The organism is Enteractinococcus helveticum, from assembly GCF_001657475.1.
Lineage (GTDB): Bacteria > Actinomycetota > Actinomycetes > Actinomycetales > Micrococcaceae > Yaniella > Yaniella helvetica.
The window spans coordinates 1-20,983 of the sequence record NZ_LXEY01000017.1 but is presented as its reverse complement, the minus strand read 5'-3'; the positions used below and the strand labels follow the sequence as shown (position 1 = coordinate 20,983).

Genomic DNA, 20,983 nt, shown 5'->3' with positions numbered 1-20,983 from the left:
TAAAACAAGACTTAAGCGGGATAGGTCGAGAATGTGGACTTAGAGCGCTCTGCGCCAAAGCCGCCGTCCACTATGTAAGGTTAAGCAGGTGACCGTCCCCTAGACCTCACGGAGGCAACTGTGCTGATTGTGCTGCTCGCACTTTTTGTGGTTGCACTCATCGCACCCCTGATTATTCATAAATCGGGACGTTCAGGCTTCCTCATTCTCGCAGCGATACCTGCAGCTGGATTTATCTGGCTTGCGGCACAATTACCGAAAGTCCTTGCATCCGAGGAACTGTTAGCGTCGGGCGCTGCTGCGGACCAGCAAGATACATCCCTTGTGCAAACATGGGAATGGATCAAACCGCTGGGTATTGAACTCTCATTTCGTTTAGACACCTTGAGCGCGTTTCTCGGACTGATCGTCTTAGGCGTGGGCGCTGCCGTCCTGGTCTATTGTGCAAGGTACTTCAAAGCAGAGGAACCGCGTTTAGGCAGTTTCGGCGCCCAGTTCTTGGCGTTTGCCGGCGCCATGTTTGGTTTGGTCGTCACTGACGATCTGCTGGTGCTCTATGTCTTTTGGGAAATCACCTCGATCCTGTCGTTCTTAATGATCGGCTATCAAGCCCACCGTATCTTCGCTCGCCGGTCCGCGATGACCGCTCTGATGATCACCACCCTGGGTGGCCTGGGCATGCTGATCGGCTTGATCATGTTGGGTCATGCCGCCGGTACATATCGCGTTTCGGAGATCGTAGCCCAAGGTGCTGACCTTCTCACCGGGGATTTCGCTGGGACCTACATGACCTGGGCTATTGGGTTGGTCCTACTGGGGGCAATTACAAAGTCCGCTCAAGTGCCCTTCCACTTCTGGTTGCCTGCCGCCATGGCAGCTCCGACACCAGTCTCCGCCTATCTCCACGCCGCGGCGATGGTCAAAGCCGGTATTTACCTTGTGGCACGTTTTGCTCCGGCCTTTGCTGGGGAAAATATCTGGCAATTCATGGTGCTCGGCGTTGGCATGTGGACCATGCTGGTGGGTGGATGGCGAGCCCTGCGACAGACCGACATCAAACTCATCCTGGCCTACGGCACCGTATCCCAGCTGGGCTTCCTGATGATCGCAAACGGATTAGGAACAGCTGCCGCCGCCCAAGCAGGCTTGGCCATGCTGCTGGCCCACTCACTCTTTAAAGCCCCACTGTTCATGGTGGTCGGTGCCATTGACAAGATCACCGGAACCCGTGACCTCACAAAACTTTCTGGACTGCGCACATCTCATCCGGGCTTATTCTGGACCGCAGCTATTGCCTCACTTTCAATGGCCGGTGTCCCACCGCTGTTCGGCTTCATCGGTAAAGAAACCGTCATGCAGGCTGCCACGGACTGGGCACTGTGGCGAACCGACGCATTCCTGCTGGGCCAACCCAACTTCTGGGGCGCCGTTTGGAGCTGGGCTCCATTGGTGATTGTTGTGCTCGGTTCCATCCTGACCGTTGCCTACACCGCACGCTTCATGTGGGCGGCATTTGCTACCAAAAAAGTTCGAGCAGGGGGCGAGCTGCAAGAGCTTCCTCAGACTCCGGCACTGCGCGGCTTTGGACGTCTTGGGCTGATCCCAGCAGCACTGCTCTCGGCTGCCGGCGTCATCGCAGCCTTCGTCCCCAGCTGGGTCGGAGCATTACCCTACGAATATAGCCACACCTTCGAACACATCGAAGGTGAACATGTGGAACCGTTGGCGTTGTGGCACGGCTTCAACCTCGCTCTGGGCCTGTCCGCGGTGATCATCCTGATCGGTATTGGCCTGTTTGGTATCCGCGGTCACGTCAGCAGCGTGCAAGCCGCAGTACCCACTTGGCTTGATATGTCGCGGGTCTACCGTCATAGCCTGGCTCGGCTCGATGATCTGGCCATTTGGATCACCGGTCGTACCCAACGCGGTGACTTGTCGTTCTACCTCTACATCATCCTGGCAGTCACGGGCCTGGCACCGCTGGCCATCCTGCTGTTCCCAACAAACTCCGACGACGCCACCATCTCCCTGCCCAACGCCGCATTTGCCGGCGACTGGATGCTAACCGGTCACCCGGTGTACTTCGTGGTGGCCATCGTCATGATCTTGGCTGCGATCTCAGCGATCCGTGCGAAACGGCGGTTCTGGGCCGTGCTGCTGGTGTCGACCACCGGTTACGCCCTGGCTGCAGTCTTTGCCTTCCAAGGCTCACCAGATCTCGCCCTCACCCAGGTGCTGGTGGAATCCGTGTTGACCGTGGCAATGGTCTTGGGACTGCGCGTCTTGCCCCCAGAGATTCCCAAAGTCCAAGAGCAACATGACAAACAGTGGGCCCGAGCGCTCTTGGCCATTGGGTTTGGTCTGGTCATGATGTGGATCGCAGCGACCGTGATGGCCTCACGAATTGCCGACCCCATCTCGCTGGCCATGCCAGAACTGTCCTACTACGAAGGCGGCGGCACAAATATCGTCAACGTCACCCTGGTCGATATGCGTGCCTGGGACACCTTCGGCGAAATTACCGTACTCGCCGCCGCCGCAACGGGCGTTGCCTCATTGGTCTTCATCGCTGAACGCGAGAAACGACGCAAGCGCATATCGGAAATCAGCGTAGGAACTGTGGGCGCGTACCGTGTCGAAGAGTCAGCGATGAACGAAGCCGAAGTCAAAAGCTTCCGCAACTTCTTCAATGTACAACGTCAACCATGGATTGTTGCCGGAGCAACGATGGCGCCCGAACGACGGTCAATCATTTTCGAAGTGATTACCCGTCTGATCTTCCACGCCATTATCCTCGTGTCGCTCTACCTGCTGATTTCAGGCCACAACCTGCCCGGTGGTGGATTTGCCGGGGGACTCTTAGCTGGTATCGCCTTTGCCATCCGATATGTTGCCGGTGGTCGCTTCGAGCTGGAGCAATCCATCAAGATCCCAGCCGGGATTATTCTCGGCTCAGGTCTGGCCATCGCCGCCGTGGCCGGTTTGGTGCCGCTGTTCTTCGGCGGCCAGGTCTTCCAGGCCTACGATGTTGAAGTCGTGCTGCCGCTGTTTGGCCACGTGCACTTCGCCTCAGCCATGGTCTTTGACATCGGGGTATACCTCGTAGTGATCGGCCTGGTCGTCGATGTGCTGCGTTCGCTGGGCTCGGAAGTGGACCGACGCTATGAGATTGAGACCCGTGACCGGATCGAAGCCGAACAGCGCATGACCGCAGCCCGAGTCAGTGCGCAAACTTCAGGAGGCCAACGTGACGATTGATGCCGTCTTGCTCATCATGATGGGCGTCATGTTTGCTGCGGCCATCTACCTGCTGATGGACCGCACCCTGACTCGAATCATGTTCGGGCTGATGATGTTCACGAACGCCGCCAACCTGTTGATCATCATCATGGCAGGCCCCGCCGGACTTCCGCCGATCTTCCGTGACGACATCGCCGCCGATGAGTACTTAGATCCGCTGCCCCAGGCCCTCACCCTGACATCCATCGTCATCAGCTTTGCGGTCACCGCATTCATCCTGGCGTTGATCTACCGATCCTGGGTCTTGGCACGGCGTGATGAAGTCCAAGTCGATATCGAAGACATTCAGGTTGCTGAACAGCCAACCTACGACGCCGAAGACGACGCGCTCATCGCCGATGAAGCATCCGAATTCCTCGAAGACCACGAAGACCCGAATATTTACTACGAATACACCACCGAAGCCAACCCAAACGTGGACACGGCAGAACCGAAAGAAGGTGACCGCTGGTGACAGACTTCTCCGTGGTCAATATGGCCCCCCTTTCGGTCCTGCTGCCCATCCTGGGCGCAGCCATTGCTTTCACTCTGGTTCGCAAACCAGTGAGCCAGGTGGCCGTCACACTCAGCACATTGGCCATCACGCTCGGCCTGGAGATCTGGCTGCTGATCGATGTGTGGATCAACGGTGGCGCCCAAGCCGTGCTGTTAGGGGGATGGGAAGCACCGATCGGCATCGTGCTTGTCGTGGACCGATTCTCAGCTCTGATGCTCGTGGTCTCCTCCATTGTCGTCATGCTCGTGTTGCTGTTCTCATCAGCCCAGGGTGTGGGCAGTGATGAGTCTTCGCAACAACCCGTTTCAATCTTCCACCCAACATTTTTGATTCTGACCGCTGGTGTCTCCAACGCGTTCCTAGCTGGAGACCTGTTCAACCTGTACGTTGGTTTCGAGATCCTGTTGACGGCGTCCTATGTCTTGTTGACCATTGGTGGGACTGGACCGCGAGTTCGAGCCGGGGTGACCTACGTCGTCGTCTCGGTTGTTTCATCGGTGATCTTCCTGGTGGCCATCGCCATGATCTATGGCGCAACCGGCACCGTGAACATGGCCGATCTGGCTATGAAACTTGGAGAATTGGACCCGGATCTTCAACAAATGTTGCACCTGATGCTCTTGGTTGGTTTCGGGATCAAGGCGGCAGTGTTCCCGCTGTCGTTCTGGCTGCCGGACTCCTATCCCACCGCACCAGCACCGGTCACCGCCGTGTTCGCCGGGTTACTAACCAAGGTCGGCGTCTACGCAATCATCCGTACAGAAACCCTGCTGTTTCCGGGGGATCGCGTCAACTCGCTGTTATTGGTTGTTGCCGCGCTGACCATGATCGTCGGAATCCTTGGCGCCCTAGTACAGTTCGACATCAAACGTGTCTTGTCGTTCACCCTGGTCTCACACATCGGCTACATGATCTTTGGTGTGGCGGTCTCCAACCACATCGGCCTCACCGCCACCGTGTTCTACATTGTTCACCACATCACCATTCAAACCGCACTGTTCTTGGTCACCGGTCTGATTGAATATCGCACGGGATCAGCCAATATTGACCGTCTCGGGTCGATGCTGAAAATCTCCCCGCTGGTGGCCGTGCTGTACATTATCCCGGCACTGAACCTGGGTGGTATCCCACCGTTTTCCGGTTTCATCGGCAAAGTCGGTTTGGTCCAAGCCGGCGTGTCCAATGGATCGGGCCTGGCCTGGGTGCTCGTTGCCGCCTCGATTGTCACCTCGCTGCTCACACTGCTGGTCATGATGCGCATTTGGACGCGTGTCTTCTGGCGTCCAGTCGAAGATTCCGAAGACCCAGCGATGCGTGGTACCGAAGAAGCCAAGCGTGTTGATCAGCGCAAAAAGCCACTGCGCAAAGACTCGCCAGGCCTGGTTGCGCCCACCATTGCCTTGGTGACCGTGGGTGTGGCACTGACCGTTGTTGCCGGGCCGCTATTTGATTTTGCAGATGAAGCCGCCGATGACATGATTCATCGGACCCCGTATATTCAGGCGGTCCTAGGCGATGAGGCCGCCCAACAGGCCCAGCTGGAAGCCGATCAACTTGAAGGTTGGGGGATCGAGGGGTCTGATGGAGCGGGCACCCTACAGGATTCGGAAGGAGGCACAAAGTAATGCCGAATATCCCGAAGACTTCGCAGTACCGGCATCCTGATATGCCTTCGGCCATCGAAGATAAACGCTCACGGTTATCGCAGTGGCCCATGATTGTCGGCCTGACCTTTATCTGGGTGGCCCTGTGGCAGGATCTTACGTTGGGCACGTTCGTGCTGGGCATTATCTTCAGCACAGCGGTTATGCTCTTGCTCCGGCTGCCACCGGTACCTTTTGCAGACCGATTCAATGTGTATCACACCATCAAATTTATGTTCTACTTCCTGTGGAAGATCACCGCAGCCACCTGGGACGTCGCCGTCAAAGCCGGCAAGCCCGGCCCCAAAGTGGTCAACTCGGTGGTGGCGGTAAAACTGCGCACCCAAGATGACTTGCTGTTGACACTGGTCGGTCACGTGTATGCGCTGATCCCGGGGTCATTGGTTATCGACGTCGACCGACCAAGTTCCACCTTGTTCTTACACGTGCTGGACATTCCGGACGAGGATGCAGCCGAAGCATTCCGGGTGGATTCCTTGGATATTGAAGCCCGCATGATTCGGGGCTTCGGATCCAAACGCGACTACGAACTGGTCAAAACCGAAGATGCCGCCGACGACGGGATAGTGCGTCGTCATACCGAATTGTCCGATGCCGATGCATTCACGGAGCAGGAGGAAGGTTCATGAGCATTTTGTCCCTCGCCGGCTGGATCAGTGTCTTCTTCCTAGCCTTTGGCGCCTTCGGAGCGCTGTATCGCATTATCCGCGGACCGGCCCTGCTGGATCGTGCCATCGCCGTCGACGTCATCTTAATTGTGTTCTCCTCCGGTCTCACCGTGTGGATGGCGCTGAATGACTCGACCTACTTTATTGTGCTGGTGGTCGTCGCCTCGCTGATCGGATTTATTTCCTCGGCCACGCTGGCCCGCTTTACCGTTGAAGGCGCCCAAGCAAATCAAGCTGAACCCGAACCGCAACAAGGCCCGACGGGTGGTGAGGTCTAAGTGGAGATTACCTTTGATTCCTGGATGGATATCGTCGCCGCGGTCCTGTTAGTGCTGGGCACGTTGCTATCGGCGGTCGCCGGATTTGGCCTGCTGCGCTTTCCGGATGTGTTGTCGCGCATGCACGCGGCCACCAAACCCCAGGTGCTGGGGCTGTTTCTGGCACTGGCCGGTTTGGGGTTTGCGCTGAAAACCTGGGCCGTGGTGCCGGTGTTGATCGTGGCATGGCTCGCACAGCTCATTACCGCTCCGGTGTCTGCGCACTTGGTGGGGCGGGCAACGTATCGTTCGCACCACTTGGACTCGGGACATATCGCCGTGGATGATCTAGCCGAGGCGATAGCTGAACAAGAGCGCCTCGCGGCTGAGGCCGATGCCGAGGACAGCTCGAGCTGGCGTCAATAACGCACACCGGTCAGGAATTCGCTGAGCTCCCAGAGACGGTCTTGAACCCGTGCGTCATAGGTCTGCGGGTGTGCTGTGGCGGGTTGCTGGATTGAAAAGTACTTGCCGGACACCCCGTCAAGTTTCGGTGAGACGATCAGTTGCATGACGGCATCCACACCGGTTTGTAGCTCATCAACCGTTCGGCCGTAGCCCTCATGAACCATCCGGGTGGGCATTAAGGTTGCCGGATGCAAACTATTGACCGTGACCACCTCGGGCGCCAAGGTGCGCGCCATTTTGAAGCCGGTGGCCACCATGGCGAATTTAGACTGCGCATAGGCACGCTTGCCCGAATAGTGCTGTTCGAGCTGCGGATCGTCAAAATCTATGGGTTCTTGGGCTCCAGATGCCACATTGACGACTCGGCTGGGTGCCCCGGCCGCAAGCAGCGGGAGCACGTGCTTGGTCAGGGCAAACGGTGCCAGGTGATTGACCGCCAAGCGCAACTCGTAGCCATCGGCAGAGACCTCACGAGTATCCGTGGCACCTTTACCCACCCCGGCATTATGCACCACAACATCCAGATGATCAGTCAGCCGGGCCACGTCATGGCCCAGCTGCGCAACCTGAGACAAATCCGCCAGATCGGCCTGTACGACGTCGAGCTGCGCTGTTGCACCGGCTAGGTCTTCTCGAAGGTCTTGCAATCGTTGGGCATTGCGGCCGTGCAGAATGAGTCGGCCACTACCAGTGGCAAGCGTGGTGGCCAGGGCTTGGCCCAGGCCACCGGTTGCACCGGTGAGCAGGATGGTCGGGTTCCAGACGGTCATATTAGCGTTCCTGTCTTGCTTGAGTGCTGACGGCCCAGACTTCGGCCCATTTTTCTCCCAACGATTCGACAGATTCGTGGGCATTGAGGCCGCTGGGATCCGGGACCACCCACAGTTGCGACGAAGTGGGCCATCCGATGAGGTTATGGGTCGGCTGCAACCCCAACACGGCTTTCGGTGCATCAAAAGCGCTGCGAAACGCCGTGATCCCCGTAAAGGCAACCACCGGTGGGCACAACACCTGCACTCGCTGCACCAGCTGGGCGCATCCGGCGCGCAGCTCTTCGCGGCTGAGCTCACTGGACCGTGAGGTTGGCCGGGAGACGATATTGGTGATCCCAACTCCGCGGCGGGCCAACATCAGCTCGTCGGATCGTTGCATCCCATTGGAATCATTGACCAGGGTTTCCGTCACACCGCCGGCATACAGAGATTTCCAGAAGCGGTTCCCGGGGCGGGCGAAAGGCGCTTGCACTGAGGCAGCCCACGGGCTGGGATTTGTCCCCACGATGAGCAGTCGCAGCAGGCCCGCGTTGTCACGATCTGCGGGGTAGGGCAGCACGTCGTCCAAGGTCATCCCGTTGGCCGCTGCCTCGGCCAGCTCTTCTTTGGTTGGACGGCGCCCCTGTAATGGTGAAGGGGTCCGCCACGGGGTCCAGGGCTCGGGAAGCTTGGTGTCCATGGTTCTACCCTAGGACGCCGCTAGGCCGGGGCAGCGTTAGAGTAGCAATATGAGTCATCCAGTGTCGCGTCCCGAACATCCCGATCATGAACAACCCTGGGCCATGCAATTGGTGATCCATCGCAATAAGCAGGATCCCGCGAACCACATCGACGTGTTAGAAGCCGCCGGGTCGGCCGTGGTTCAATTGTTGGACGATCCGCAGACCACAGAGCCCAATGGGCCGTGGGCTGATGCGGTGGCCCACTGGCGCGCCGGATGGATTCGCAAGGTGGCCCGTCGAGCGGAAAATAAACGCTGGGATGACGTTCAGTCGCTGGACGGCGTGACCGCCGCCTCGGGTAGCGCTGCGGTGCGGGCCTTTGTCCCCGGCCCGGTAGACCCGGTGCCGGCCGCGATCAAGAAACTGCAGGTTCGCGACACCGAATTGCCCCGACTGCATGATTCGGCGCAGGACAACACGCTCGTGACGGTGGAATTGACCCCGCACACGCAACTGACCACCGGCAAGGCCGCCGCCCAGGTTGGCCACGCCGCCCAACTGGCCTATGAGCGACTCGTTGAGCAAGTTGCCGCCGGTGATCCGGCCGCCCAACAGGTGCTGACCGACTGGCGCGAGGATGATTTTCGCATCCGCGTCACTGAACCCTCACGCCAAGATTGGGAGCGCGCCGATCGACACGTCCGGGTCATGGATGCCGGCCTCACTGAAGTCTCGGGTGCCACTGAAACCGCGCGAGCCTTTTGGTAAGACGTTGTTAAACACTTATGGTGCCGGAAGGCTTTTTCCCTCCGGCACCACCAGTGCATCAGTTCATTGCGAGCTTAGACTTCTGACCGGCCCAGTTGGTTGGTCTTTTTGTTACCGGTCTTGGACACGGCCTTGGCAACCAGGCGCTGGGAGCCGACCTCTAGCAGCGCCGAGACGCCTGCGGAAATCGTTGCGAATGCCACGACCTTGAGCAGTGTGGCCTGATCGTCGTCGGTGGTTGGAGCCTCGTCATCACCGGTTGCGGCTTTCCAAATGGCTTCGACGACTTTGGTGCCAATGAAGCCGGCGCCGATGGAAACCCCGGTGCGCAGGAGACGTTGCGTGACATCATTCATGATTGTGCCTTTCTCAAAAGGGGACTGTTTCTAAGCTTAGACGTTGCGACTGGTGGTTGTAACGGGCGTATCGGTGACGGTCTGCTCCACGTGCGCCCCGTGCTGAGCGCCGTCGGTCAATTCGGCCAGTTTGGCGCCTTCAACATCCACGTTGGGCAAAATACGGTCCAACCATTTTGGTAGATACCAGGCGGATTTGCCCAACAGGTGCATCAGGGCCGGCACCATGAGCATGCGCACGAGGAACGCGTCAAACAGCACGCCGATGGCCAGCCCGAAACCGATCGGACGGATGTAGGGGTCATCTGCGTAAATGAATCCGCCAAAGACCGAGACCATGATGATCGCCGCGGCCGCGACCACTGAGCGCCCTTGCACAAAGCCCTTTTGCACGGCCAGGCGGGCTTCGGTGCCGTGGGCAAAGGCCTCGCGCATGCCGGAGGAAATGAACAGCTGATAGTCCATGGCCAGGCCGAACAGCACACCGATCATAATGGTTGGCAAGAACGACAGCACGGGTGCCGGGTTATGAACCATGAAGATATCGCCCAACCAGCCCCACTGGTAAATGGCAACGACGGCGCCCATGGCCGCGCCCACGGACAGCACGAAGCCGCCGGAGGCAATCAGGGGTACCACCAGTGAGCGGAACACCAGGATCATAATCAGCAGCGACAGTCCCACGACGACGCCCAGATACAGCGGCAGCACTTCGGCCAGTGCATCGGAGATATCAATGACGCCGGTGGCATGCCCGGCCAGTGCGAGATTGGTGACCTCCCCGGCCGGATCCAGTCCGCGCAGTTCATAGACCAGGTTCACGGTCTGTTCATGGTTGGCGTCATGGACCGGGATGATTTGGAACATCAACATGTCGCCGGCTTCATTTTCACCCACCGGGACCACATGCTGGACCTGGTCAAGTGCGGCGATTTGTTCGGCCTGTTGGGCTGTAGTGGTTAGCAGATCTTGTTCCGATAAGTCCGCCGGAATATCGGCCACGGCCACGATGGGAGCGTTGCGGCCAGCACCGAAGTGCTCGGACTGGGCGGCATAGGCCTGGTATTCGGTGGTTTCAGGAGCCTCGGAGGAACCATCTGGGATCCCCAGACGCATCGAAAAGACCGGGATGGCGATGATGGCCAACACGGCAATGGTGCCGATTGCGGTCAGCACGGCGCGCGCCGTCGACATGGGTTTCAACGGTTTGCGCTCGGCGACCTGCTGATCGTGGCGTTGCCCAGCGCGGCGTTCGCGTTTGGACAGGGCTCGGACGCCCAGCAGGGAGAGCATGGCCGGGGTCAAGGTGATGGCCACTAACACAGCAACCACGACCACGAAGCCACCGACGGTGCCCATCAGCCCCAAGAACGGGATACCGGTCAGATTCAGTGCCAGCAGGGCAATCACAACGGTGGAGCCGGCAAAGACCACCGCGTTGCCCGAGGTGCCGTTGGCCATGGCAATCGAGTGGCGCAGCTCCATGCCGGATTTCAGCTGGGTGCGGTGCCGGTGGACGATAAAGAGGGCATAGTCGATGCCCACGGCCAACCCGAGCATCACTCCTAACACCGGGGTCACCGAGCTCATTTCGATGACCGAGGAAAATGCCATGGCAGCCAGTGCGCCCACGCCGACGCCGACCAGAGCGTTGAGCAGTGGCAGGCCAGCGGTGATGAAGGTACCCAGCATAATGACCAGCACGATACCGGCGATCACCAGGCCAACGACCTCGGCCCAGCCGAGGACTTCTGGCACGGCCATGGACAGTTCCTGAGAGGGCAGAATTTCCACGCCGTCGATCGAGGCATCCGTGAATGTGCCGACCACGTCCTGGCGAACATCAGTGGAGACATCCATGTCATGATCCACGAACTGCACGGTACCGATGGCAGCAGAGCCGTCCTCGGAGACCACCGAGTAATCATTGGTTGCGGTCAGCAGCCGCTGGCCCAACTCGATGAGCACTTGGCCGTCTTCGTAGTCGGTGACGCCTTCTTCATAGGCGGCACGTTCTTGTTCGACCTGGTCACGACCGGCTTGCAGTTCTTCAACTGCTGCATCTAACTGGGCTTGCTGGGCGGCAAACTGTTGCTCAACGGCCGCCTCTGGCATCCCGGCACCGATGGCTTGTTGCTTGCCGGCGTCCAATTGTTCTTGGGCGGCTTGTAGTTCAGCCTCGGCGGCATCGAGTTCTTCTTCAGCGGCGTCAAGCTGTTGAGGCGCTGACTCTAACTGCTCACCAGCAGCCTCAAGTTCTGCACGACCGTCGGCAAGTTCTTGTTGCTGGTCGGCCAGCTCGGCGTCGGTGGCAAACGGATCAATCACGTCGGCCACCCCGTCGACGTCGCGGGCTTCATCCAAGACCGCGGTGATGGCCTCACGCTGCTGGGCACTAAATGCCGAGCCGTCCTCGGTTTGGAATACGACATTGCCGGTCCCACGTGCCGCATCCGGGAATTCTTCTTGTAACCGGTCGGTGGTCTGCGCCGTCGGCGTGCCGGGAATATCCACGGTGGACACCAGCGTTCCCCCGAAGGATAGGAAAGCTGCCGCAGCGATTGCGATCATGACCAGCCAGGAGAAAATCACTGCAAGTGGCCGTTTGGCTGCCTTGAGCCCAAGACGATAAAGAAGCGTTGCCATGTTCACCCTTGTATATGAAAGTGTGGTGAGCCGTTTGTAGCCCTATACAACTGTATCGGAATCGGTTGGGTGCGTAAATTTGATATTCGGGTGCCCAGAAGCCGGGATGACCTGGCCGGTGGCTTAGACTATTGGCATGATGTGGTCGGTGGCTGACTTGGCGGATTTCCCGTTTTGGGTGCGTGCGTTGTTCACAACCGCCGACTTTGCCATCCGTATCGCGCTCTTAGGCATTGTCCCGGGCAACCGGCGTCCTGCCGTGGCCATGGCGTGGCTGTTGGTTATTTTCTTCTTTCCGCTACCCGGTCTGCTGCTGTTTTTGACGTTTGGGTCGTTCCGGCTGGGCGGTCAGCGCCGCTCGCGCCAGGTTGCAGTCAATTCGGAACTGCGCCGGGCAACCGCGCACCTGGATCTGCCGGACCAGGTGGGGGCGGCCCCGGATTATGTGGCGGCAAATTCGAAACTGACCCGTCGGTTGACGGGTTTTCCCATGCTGGACGGTAACTCATTTGAATACCTCACCGATTACCGCTTGACGCTGCAGAAAATGGCCGCCGATATTGACCGGGCCCAAGACTACGTCAACGTGATGTTCTATATCATCGGTACCGATCCGAAACACCGTGCCGGCTACGCCGATCTGGTCTTGGATGCGATGGCCCGGGCGGTGGCCCGCGGCGTGAAGGTGCGGTTGCTCTTTGACCACATCGGCACCGCCCGAATCAAAGGCTACCGGCAACTGGTAGCCCGCCTGGATGCCGCCGGTATTGAGTACTTCCGGCTCATGCCGGTGCGACCCTGGCGCGGTCAGTACCAACGCCCGGATCTGCGAAACCACCGCAAGATGGTCGTCGTCGATGGCATCGTAGGCTACACCGGGTCAATCAATCTCATTGAACCCGGCTATAAGCGGGCCTCGGCCCACCGGCTCAACCGCCACTGGGTGGATATGATGGCCAGGATCGAGGGGCCCACGGTCGCCTCGCTCGACGTCGTATTTGCCACCGACTGGTTCTCGGAAACCGGCAAGCAACTGCACCAAGAACTGCGCGATGTGACCGAAGCCGAAATTGAAGATCACGAGGGCCCGGCAGCCCAGGTCATTCCCTCCGGGCCGGGCTTTTCGCACGAAAATAATCTGCGGGCATTCAACCACCTCTTCTATTCTGCCCAGGAAATTATTCGGGTCGTCACCCCGTATTTGGTGCCCGATGACTCCATGCTCTATGCCCTGACCACCGCCGCCCAGCGCGGGGTGCGCGTCGAGGTGTTGGTGGTGCGCCGCGCCGATCAGTTGGCCGTGCAACACGCCCAGCAGTCCTATTATGAGCAACTGTTGCGCGCCGGGATTCACATCTACCGTTACCCGGACCCGGATGTGTTGCACTCGAAAATGTTTACCATCGACGACGACGTCGGGGTCTTTGGGTCATCGAATATGGATATGCGCTCGTTTTCGCTCAACTCTGAGCTGACCGTGATGGTGGTCGGGTCCGAGGAGGTTGCCAAACTCGATGCGATTATTGATATGTATCAGGCCAAATGTGAGCACCTGTTACTCAAAGACTGGTTGGCCCGGCCGCGCTATCACCGCTGGGTAGATAACGTGTTCCGGCTGACCTCCGCGCTCCAATAAGCCCGGGCGTGCGCTGCGGCACAGCCGAGGCAATGCGCGGGGTTTAGGAATCAGGCTGCTCGGCGGGTGTAGGATCTTCCAGGCTGCGCCCGGAGGCCAACATCGCTTGGACAACGGCCAGCGCCGAGGTGTGGTGGCGTTCATCGGGCTCATTGGCCACCAGGACCAGATCTGCGGCGTCGTAAATCTGATCTTGATCCAACATGGCGCGCTCCTGAGCTGCCCAGCGATCCCAGTGGGCCCGGTAGGTTTCGCCGTCGCGTCCCATGGCGCGTTTATGCCGGACCTTATCGGGCACTCGCAGCCAGATCAGCACGTCCAGGTATTCGCGGTTGGGGCGGGCTCCGATGCCTACACCCTCGCAGATTATGACCTCGGTTGGCCGGGTTGTCACAACCGGTCCGGGCCCGCCGTCCAGCGTGTCCGGCGCATTCCAATCCCAGGTTTGATACGTGGCAGTTTCGCCTGCGGCTAAGGCAGGTAGGACGTCTTGGCTAAATTTTTCGATGCCAGTGGTCAGCCCGTCCCAGCCGTGATAAAAGTCTTCCAGCCGCAGCACAGTGACCTCGTGGTGACCCGAGAGACTGTCGGCTAGGACTTTCGACAACACCGTTTTGCCTGATCCAGAACGGCCGTCGATACCAATAATGAGCGGACGAGCGGCGGAGTAGCGTGACATGACTCTATGCTAGGCCACCATGATGCACCGGTCGATGATCCCGTCACAGCGTGTATATGCAAACTCCATTGTCCTGCGGCACGGAATAAAACCGGGTTTAGCGGCGCTGTAGATAACAGGTAAAAGTTGAGCCTGCTTGACTCAGGTTTATTTGACACAGCGTCGCAATCTGTGGCACCTTGAGTGTAGAGAGCTCAAGGAGTGGGCTCAGAGCATTGCAACAGAAATACTGCAAAAGTATTTGCTACGAAAGGATTCCCATATGTCACGTGCTGTAGGTATTGACCTGGGTACCACCAACTCGGTGGTTGCTGTACTGGAAGGTGGCGACCCAACCGTTATCGCCAACGCCGAAGGTGCTCGCACCACCCCATCAGTGGTCGCATTCACCAAGGGCGGCGAAGTCCTCACCGGCGATATCGCCAAGCGCCAGGCCGTCAACAACCCAGAACGCACCATTTCTTCGGTCAAGCGTCACATGGGTACCGACTGGAAAGCCGAAATTGACGACAAGACGTACACCGCCCAGGAAATCTCGGCTCGCATTTTGATGAAGCTCAAGCACGACGCCGAAGAGTACCTTGGCGAAAAGGTCTCCGACGCCGTCATTACCGTGCCGGCATACTTCAACGACGCCGAACGCCAGGCCACCAAAGAAGCCGGCGAAATTGCCGGTCTGAACGTCTCACGTATTATCAACGAACCAACCTCTGCCGCTCTGGCCTACGGTCTGGAACGCGGTAAAGAAGACGAACTGATCCTGGTCTTTGACCTCGGTGGCGGTACGTTCGACGTCTCCCTGCTGGAAGTTGGCAAGGACGACGACGATTTCTCGACCATTCAGGTTCGCTCCACCGCCGGTGACAATCGTCTGGGTGGCGACGACTGGGACCAGGTTGTCGTTGACTGGCTGCTGGATCAGGCCAAGGCTTCCGGTGCCGACCTGTCCAAGGACAAAATCGCCCTGCAGCGTCTGAAGGAAGCCGCAGAACAGGCCAAGAAAGAACTGTCCTCGGCAACCTCGACCAACATCTCGCTGCAGTACCTGTCCGTGACCGAAAACGGTCCGGTCCACCTGGATGAGCACCTCTCGCGCGCCAAATTCGAGGACATGACCTCGCATCTACTGGAACGCACCCGTCGCCCATTCGAAGACGTCATCAAGGAAGCCGGCGTCTCGGTTTCGGACATTGACCACGTTGTGCTGGTTGGTGGCTCGACCCGTATGCCAGCCGTTGCTGAACTCGTTCAGAAACTGGCCGGTGGCAAAGAACCGAATAAAGGTGTCAACCCAGATGAGGTTGTCGCCGTGGGTGCGGCCATCCAGGCTGGCGTGCTTGCCGGTGAACGTAAAGACGTACTGCTGATCGACGTCACTCCACTGTCTTTGGGTATCGAAACCAAGGGTGGCGTGATGGCCAAACTGATCGAGCGCAACACCGCGATCCCAACCAAGCGCTCCGAGACCTTCACCACCGCTGATGACAACCAGCCATCGGTGGATATCCAGGTCTACCAGGGTGAACGCGAATTCACCCGTGACAATAAGCCACTGGGCAACTTCCAGCTGACCGGTATTGCACCGGCCCCACGCGGTGTCCCACAGATCGAGGTCACCTTCGACATCGACGCCAACGGTATTGTCCACGTCTCCGCCAAGGACGGCGCAACCGGGACCGAGCAGTCGATGACCATTACCGGTGGCACCTCGCTATCGGATGATGAAATCGATCGCATGGTCAAAGACGCCGAAGCCCACGCTGAGGAAGACAAGAAGCGCCGCGAAGCCGCCGAGGCCCGCAACGCTGCTGAAACCACGGCGTACTCGGTCGACAAGCTACTCAAAGACAACGACGACAAACTGCCAGAAGACGTCAAGACCGAGGTTCAGGCCGACGTCGACGCGCTCAAGGCAGCCCTTGAAAAACAGGATAACGACGACGAAATCCAGGCGGCATTCGAGAAACTGCAGCAGTCCCAAACCAAGATTGGTGAAGCACTGTATGCATCCTCGCAGCAGGAGGGCGCACAGCCTGACGCTGACGCTACCCAGGACGACGAAGACATCGTTGACGCCGAAGTTATCGACGAAGACGAAAAGAAGTAACCTTCTTCATCGTTGAGCTGCTCAACGTTTGTAACCGAGGCCGGCCGGTTTCCGGCCGGCCTCGCGTGTTAAGTTTTTCAAGGAGAATTATCATGACCGATCAGCCACACAACGAAGACCAAGAACCGATCCGCTTCACCGATAAACGCCGTATCGACCCAGAAACCGGGCAGCTGCGCGACCAATCGGATACCGAGGCCGAGTCTGCTGAAGCTGAGCAGGCGTCGTCGGAACACGCCGATCCGCTGTCGCAGGTTGAAGACATCCTCAACGCTGCTTCAGCGCAAGCATCTGAGCAAGAGGCTCCAGAGCCGTCAGCCGATACCGATCAGGCCGCCGAGCTGCGCGAAGACCTCCAGCGGTTGCAAGCCGAATTCGTGAACTATCGCCGCCGTGTCGACCGCGACCGTGACGTCGCCAAAGACAACGCCAAGTTCTCGATGCTGGAATCCTTGCTGCCAGTACTTGACGACATTGATGCCGCAGATGCCGCAGGCGACCTCGACGGCCCATTTGCTGCTATTGCGCGCAAACTTTTGACCACCCTTGAGGGTGTGGGCCTGGTGAAACAGGACGGCGAGACGCTGGTGGGCGAGCCGTTTGATCCAGCGCACCACGAAGCGATGCTGCGCCAACCATCACAAGAGGTTGATGCCGAGCACATCGTCCAAGTATTCCGCAACGGATACCTGTACAACGAACGCGTACTGCGCGCTGCCCAGGTTATGGTCTCCGCTGGTAATGAATAACAGGAGGGAGATTCCATGGCCTCTCAAGATTGGCTAGAAAAGGATTTCTACGCCATTTTGGGCGTTGATAAAAACGCTAGCGCAGAGCAGATCAAAAAGGCCTACCGCAAGCTTGCTCGCAAGTATCACCCCGATGCTAATCCCGGCGACGCCGCCGCGGAGCAACGCTTCAAAGAGATCACCGAAGCCAACACGGTGTTATCGGATCCCAAGCAGCGTCAAGAATACGATCAACTGCGTGCCATGGGTGCTTCAGGTGCGCGCTTTACCGCACCCGGTGGTGGCAACGCCGGGGGATTCGAAGATATCTTCTCTGGTCTGTTTGGCCAAGCTGGCGGGGGACGACACTCTGGATTTAGCGACGTGTTCGGTGGTTTCGGCGGCGGAGGCGCAGGCGGCCAGAGCTTTGGCGGATTCCAACAAGCCCCGACCAAGGGTGCCGATTTGAAAAGCGCCATCACCATTAGCTTCGCCGATGCCATTCGCGGCACGACCACCAAGGTGAACACCGGTTATGGTGCGCCCACCGAGGTGCGCGTGCCGTCCGGCGTCAAAGACGGTCAAACGGTGCGTGTCAAGGGCAAAGGCCAACAAGGCACCGGCGGTCGAGGCGACCTGATGGTCAAAGTCTCGGTCGCTTCCCACCCGGTATTTGAACGCGATGACTACAACATTCGCCTCAAGGTGCCCGTCTCTTTCGACGAAGCCGTACTGGGTACTACGATCGAGGTACCAACCCTGGATGGCACCGTGAAAATCGGTGTTCCCGCTGGGTCGTCGTCGGGCCGTGTCCTGCGGTTGCGCGGACGAGGCGTGAAAACTGCAAAACGTACCGGTGACCTCTTGGTGGAACTGGTCATCGAGGTGCCGGCCAACCTGAACGATGAGGCACACGCCGCCGTCGAAGCGTATCGGGCGGCCACCGCAGACATCGACCCTCGGGCTGAGCTGATAAAGAAGGCTAAGTTGTAATGGTCAACCGTCACAAACACGATCCGGTTTACGTCATTTCGGTGGCAGCCCAGCTGGCCGACATGCACCCCCAAACCCTGCGCCAATACGATCGCATGGGATTGGTGGTGCCTGCGCGCCAGGCTGGCGGCCAACGCCGATACTCCGCCGAAGATGTCCGGCGACTGCGGCGTATCCAATCGTTGTCCCGTGACGGTGTCTCCCTGGAGGGTATCCGCCGTATCGTCGAGCTTGAGGCCGAGGTCCAAGAGCTCCGCGATACGGTGGGCGACCTGGTCGACCAAATTACGGTGATGCGTTCTCACGTCTCCTTCTCTCGTACCTTTACCGCAGGATCCTCGGGCGTGACCACGAATATTCATGGTCCTGACGCCTCCAATCAGCATCATGACGACGACGCCGTTGCCGCCTACCGCGAAGAGCGTCGTCGCAGGCGCTTCGATCGCGATCGGGTAGAACAAGCTGTCATGTTCGCCCTGGAACAGTCCAAACCGCAATATGCGCTGAACCGTCCACGTTTTGCCCTGCCCCGCTAGGCTGTCTTCATCGTGCGCCTGAGCGCGCGGACTGGATCAATTTGTCATGCAACAGCCGGAACCTATTCAACAGGCTCCGGCTGTTTTGTTATGGCTGTTATCCACAGCAAAGCTGCTCAGGGTACCTTTTCCACAATCGGCCATCCAGCCGACCTGGGGGAGCGGTGTCTTTCCTAATGTAGAACGCACGATGCTCGCTGCAGGAGGGGGAAAGTCACCCATGGATGGGGTTGTTGCTTTAGCTGATCTTTCGGTACGTCAAGTCAAAGATATATCGACCGGCACGCTGGGCTTTGGCCTCAAAGCTTGTGACCGGACGAGTCTCAAACCGCGGGGCCCAACCACCGACGTCGTCCAAGGCTTCCTCCAGAGGTTGCGGCGTGTCATCATCGGTGCCGTGCAACCGGGCCAGTGTTAATGGTGAGTCCGGTCCGGCCAAGCGTCCCGGGTGAAGGTTTTCAAAGGCTGGATGCGCATCGGCAACCTCACGCATCTGGGCGGCGTAATTTGACCAGTCGGTGGCCAACCGCAAGACCCCTCCGGGTGTCAGCGCACGGGCTACCTGATCTAAGAATTTTGGTTGAATCAGTCTGCGCTTGTGATAGCGGTTCTTCTGCCACGGATCAGAGAAAAAGATCCAGATTTCCTGCGCAGAACCGGCCGGTAACATGTGGTCAAGTACCTCGGGGGCGTTCGCCTCGACCATTCGCACATTGGTCAACCCATCGGTCACCACACGGTCCAGGAGTTTGGCCAATCCCGGACGATAAACCTCCACGGCCAAAAAGTTGGCTTGAGGATGTTGCACCGCACCGGCAAAAGTCGATTCGCCATGGCCCACACCGATGTCGACGATGAGTGGTCCTGCCTGTCCCCAGACGTCAGGCACACTCAGGTGTGACTGCGGGGCCACGGACGTATCGGCAAAGGTACGGGTAACCGGCAGAATCGTCGTCCCCAGATGATCTTGCCACAGGCGTTGTCGGGTCGGGGACATGGATAATTCACGCCGCACGAAAGACACCGGACCGTCACGCACAATCTTGACGCCCTCACGGGTTTGGATTTGCTGGTAGCCCTTGGGGATCGCATCGATCAGATTTGGGTCGCGCGGGCTTTCGTCGTCGTTCTGCGGGTGTGTCGGCATTGGGTCTTGAGGAGTGTTTGGGGTTTTAGGGTGATCAGAAGTCGGCGTCATAGTGGTGTTTTTGGTCTTTCGCATGGCGTATGTTCACAGGGTGCGCGGCGCGGATGCTTCTTGCGAATTGGCATGTTCATGCCCCGTGGCGGAACTCCGTGAGCTTGCCTGTGTCGCGTGTGCAGCCTGTGCGCATATGGAACGTGTTGGATTTGGTCAAGAAAGTATTACAGTTAACCATAACGAGTCCCGAATGGAAGGAAGACTTATGAGCTTAGCTCAGCTGCCAATACGTTTGACCACCGGTGCTTTTGTCCTGAACTCTGGTATTTCCAAGCTCAGCTTGTCGGATGAAGAAGCCGAAGGTCTGCAACAGATGGCCTCCAATGGTGTCCCCGTACTGGCTGATATGTCGCCTGCTGCGTTCCGTAAGTTCATCGCGGCCACCGAAATCGGTGTGGGAGCAGCACAATTGATTCCGAAAGTTCCGGGCTGGTTTGCGGGAGCTGCGCTCAGTGCGTTTTCCGCCGGCATGCTCAACATGTATCTCAACACCCCTGGTATGACTCAGGACGACGGTGTGCGGCCAACGCAGGAAGGCACCCCGGTTGCCAAGGACGTTTGGATGCTTGGCGCTGGTGCGTCGATGATTATTGATTCACTGTTGAACACTTCATCACGTCGTCGCAGATCCGCGAAACGCCGTGCCGCGAAGATTCATGATGCAAAAGAACAAAAAGTTGAAGCAATCCACAGCGCCCGCGAAGAGCAGCAGAAAGCGCTCGAAGCCGCTCGAGAAGCAGCCCGCGAGGAACGCAAAGCTGCTCGTAAAGCGGCCCGTACAGTGCGCAAAGCTGCCTAACTCGCCTGCTTGAGGCGACGCATTGCGTCAAACGAACACACAAAAGTGCCCCGCCTACTCGCGGGGCACTTTTGTGTGTTCGCAGCAGCTTGCTTGCCGCCCTGGCGGTGTTGATCAGACCTGACTTGCACAAGTGAGTGCTGATTTTCCGGTTGGGTTAGGTGTCGTGCCTAGTCAGCGGGTTTTGAGTTTGCGTTTTGGGTCACTAATTGGGCGGTTTATGATGAGTGCATGGGCTTATTTGTG

19 protein-coding genes are annotated in these 20,983 nt (G+C 58.5%); 13 read left to right on the top strand and 6 right to left on the bottom strand.

Features of this window, described 5'->3' with window-relative positions; genetic code table 11:
• Positions 1 to 120: 120 nt before the first annotated feature.
• Genes A6F49_RS06450 through mnhG form a run of 6 tightly spaced genes read left to right on the top strand, consistent with a single transcriptional unit; the run spans position 121 to position 6,811 of the window.
• On the top strand, positions 121 to 3,258 hold the full coding sequence (locus A6F49_RS06450) for a Na+/H+ antiporter subunit A (protein ID WP_052504846.1): 3,138 nt from the start codon (positions 121 to 123) through the stop codon (positions 3,256 to 3,258).
• Complete coding sequence (locus tag A6F49_RS06445) at positions 3,248 to 3,754, top strand: Na(+)/H(+) antiporter subunit C (protein ID WP_043057797.1); 507 nt, start codon at positions 3,248 to 3,250, stop codon at positions 3,752 to 3,754. Before A6F49_RS06450 ends, A6F49_RS06445 begins: the two co-directional genes overlap by 11 nt.
• Before the next feature lie 20 nt (positions 3,755 to 3,774).
• Positions 3,775 to 5,421: a Na+/H+ antiporter subunit D gene (locus A6F49_RS06440; RefSeq protein WP_082911643.1), complete on the top strand. Its 1,647-nt coding sequence runs from the start codon at positions 3,775 to 3,777 to the stop codon at positions 5,419 to 5,421.
• The gene (locus A6F49_RS06435) at positions 5,421 to 6,089 is read left to right on the top strand and encodes a Na+/H+ antiporter subunit E (protein ID WP_052504847.1); all 669 of its coding nucleotides are present in this window, start codon (positions 5,421 to 5,423) and stop codon (positions 6,087 to 6,089) included. The genes A6F49_RS06440 and A6F49_RS06435 overlap by 1 nt, the downstream gene beginning before the upstream one ends.
• Entirely contained in the window at positions 6,086 to 6,406 is a 321-nt protein-coding gene (locus A6F49_RS06430; RefSeq protein ID WP_082911635.1) for a monovalent cation/H+ antiporter complex subunit F, read from the top strand. Before A6F49_RS06435 ends, A6F49_RS06430 begins: the two co-directional genes overlap by 4 nt.
• On the top strand, positions 6,407 to 6,811 hold the full coding sequence (mnhG, locus tag A6F49_RS06425; RefSeq protein ID WP_327019949.1) for a monovalent cation/H(+) antiporter subunit G: 405 nt from the start codon (positions 6,407 to 6,409) through the stop codon (positions 6,809 to 6,811).
• Here the strand turns inward: mnhG and A6F49_RS06420 are convergent.
• Complete coding sequence (locus A6F49_RS06420; RefSeq protein WP_043057798.1) at positions 6,805 to 7,623, bottom strand: SDR family NAD(P)-dependent oxidoreductase; 819 nt, start codon at positions 7,621 to 7,623, stop codon at positions 6,805 to 6,807. The genes mnhG and A6F49_RS06420 overlap by 7 nt on opposite strands.
• 1 nt (position 7,624) lies before the next feature.
• Positions 7,625 to 8,305, bottom strand: a complete 681-nt coding sequence (locus A6F49_RS06415; protein WP_043057799.1) for a mismatch-specific DNA-glycosylase — start codon at positions 8,303 to 8,305, stop codon at positions 7,625 to 7,627.
• 49 nt (positions 8,306 to 8,354) lie between these two features.
• Here A6F49_RS06415 and A6F49_RS06410 point away from each other — a divergent pair, with 49 nt between their 5' ends.
• A complete protein-coding gene (locus A6F49_RS06410) occupies positions 8,355 to 9,056 on the top strand; it encodes an aminoacyl-tRNA hydrolase (RefSeq protein WP_201120263.1) in 702 nt (233 codons plus the stop codon).
• Positions 9,057 to 9,130: 74 nt separating this feature from the next.
• Here A6F49_RS06410 and A6F49_RS06405 read toward each other — a convergent pair whose 3' ends face one another.
• Complete coding sequence (locus A6F49_RS06405; RefSeq protein ID WP_043057800.1) at positions 9,131 to 9,412, bottom strand: DUF4235 domain-containing protein; 282 nt, start codon at positions 9,410 to 9,412, stop codon at positions 9,131 to 9,133.
• A gap of 36 nt (positions 9,413 to 9,448) precedes the next feature.
• Complete coding sequence (locus A6F49_RS06400) at positions 9,449 to 12,058, bottom strand: MMPL family transporter (RefSeq protein WP_067605651.1); 2,610 nt, start codon at positions 12,056 to 12,058, stop codon at positions 9,449 to 9,451.
• Between the two features lie 136 nt (positions 12,059 to 12,194).
• Between A6F49_RS06400 and cls the strand changes: the two genes are divergently transcribed.
• Positions 12,195 to 13,694: a cardiolipin synthase gene (gene cls, locus A6F49_RS06395; protein WP_082911634.1), complete on the top strand. Its 1,500-nt coding sequence runs from the start codon at positions 12,195 to 12,197 to the stop codon at positions 13,692 to 13,694.
• Positions 13,695 to 13,737: 43 nt separating this feature from the next.
• On the opposite strand, the gene A6F49_RS06390 is transcribed toward cls, so the two are convergent.
• Positions 13,738 to 14,373, bottom strand: a complete 636-nt coding sequence (locus A6F49_RS06390; protein WP_052504848.1) for a nucleoside/nucleotide kinase family protein — start codon at positions 14,371 to 14,373, stop codon at positions 13,738 to 13,740.
• A gap of 262 nt (positions 14,374 to 14,635) precedes the next feature.
• On the opposite strand from A6F49_RS06390, the gene dnaK reads away from it, so the two are divergent.
• The 4 genes from dnaK (at position 14,636) to A6F49_RS06370 (ending at position 18,737) form a co-directional block, all read left to right on the top strand.
• Positions 14,636 to 16,480, top strand: a complete 1,845-nt coding sequence (gene dnaK, locus A6F49_RS06385; RefSeq protein WP_043057801.1) for a molecular chaperone DnaK — start codon at positions 14,636 to 14,638, stop codon at positions 16,478 to 16,480.
• A gap of 92 nt (positions 16,481 to 16,572) precedes the next feature.
• Positions 16,573 to 17,229, top strand: a complete 657-nt coding sequence (locus A6F49_RS06380) for a nucleotide exchange factor GrpE (RefSeq protein WP_043057802.1) — start codon at positions 16,573 to 16,575, stop codon at positions 17,227 to 17,229.
• Positions 17,230 to 17,244: 15 nt separating this feature from the next.
• The gene (locus tag A6F49_RS06375) at positions 17,245 to 18,201 is read left to right on the top strand and encodes a DnaJ C-terminal domain-containing protein (protein ID WP_043057803.1); all 957 of its coding nucleotides are present in this window, start codon (positions 17,245 to 17,247) and stop codon (positions 18,199 to 18,201) included.
• The gene (locus tag A6F49_RS06370; protein WP_052504849.1) at positions 18,201 to 18,737 is read left to right on the top strand and encodes a heat shock protein transcriptional repressor HspR; all 537 of its coding nucleotides are present in this window, start codon (positions 18,201 to 18,203) and stop codon (positions 18,735 to 18,737) included. The genes A6F49_RS06375 and A6F49_RS06370 overlap by 1 nt, the downstream gene beginning before the upstream one ends.
• A 238-nt stretch (positions 18,738 to 18,975) precedes the next feature.
• Here the strand turns inward: A6F49_RS06370 and trmB are convergent, their stop codons facing one another.
• A complete protein-coding gene (gene trmB, locus A6F49_RS06365; protein WP_235604889.1) occupies positions 18,976 to 19,935 on the bottom strand; it encodes a tRNA (guanosine(46)-N7)-methyltransferase TrmB in 960 nt (319 codons plus the stop codon).
• Between the two features lie 208 nt (positions 19,936 to 20,143).
• On the opposite strand from trmB, the gene A6F49_RS06360 reads away from it, so the two are divergent.
• Positions 20,144 to 20,737 carry a hypothetical protein gene (locus A6F49_RS06360; RefSeq protein ID WP_043057804.1) on the top strand — a complete coding sequence of 198 codons (594 nt, stop codon included), beginning with the start codon at positions 20,144 to 20,146 and terminating at the stop codon, positions 20,735 to 20,737.
• Positions 20,738 to 20,983: the final 246 nt, after the last annotated feature.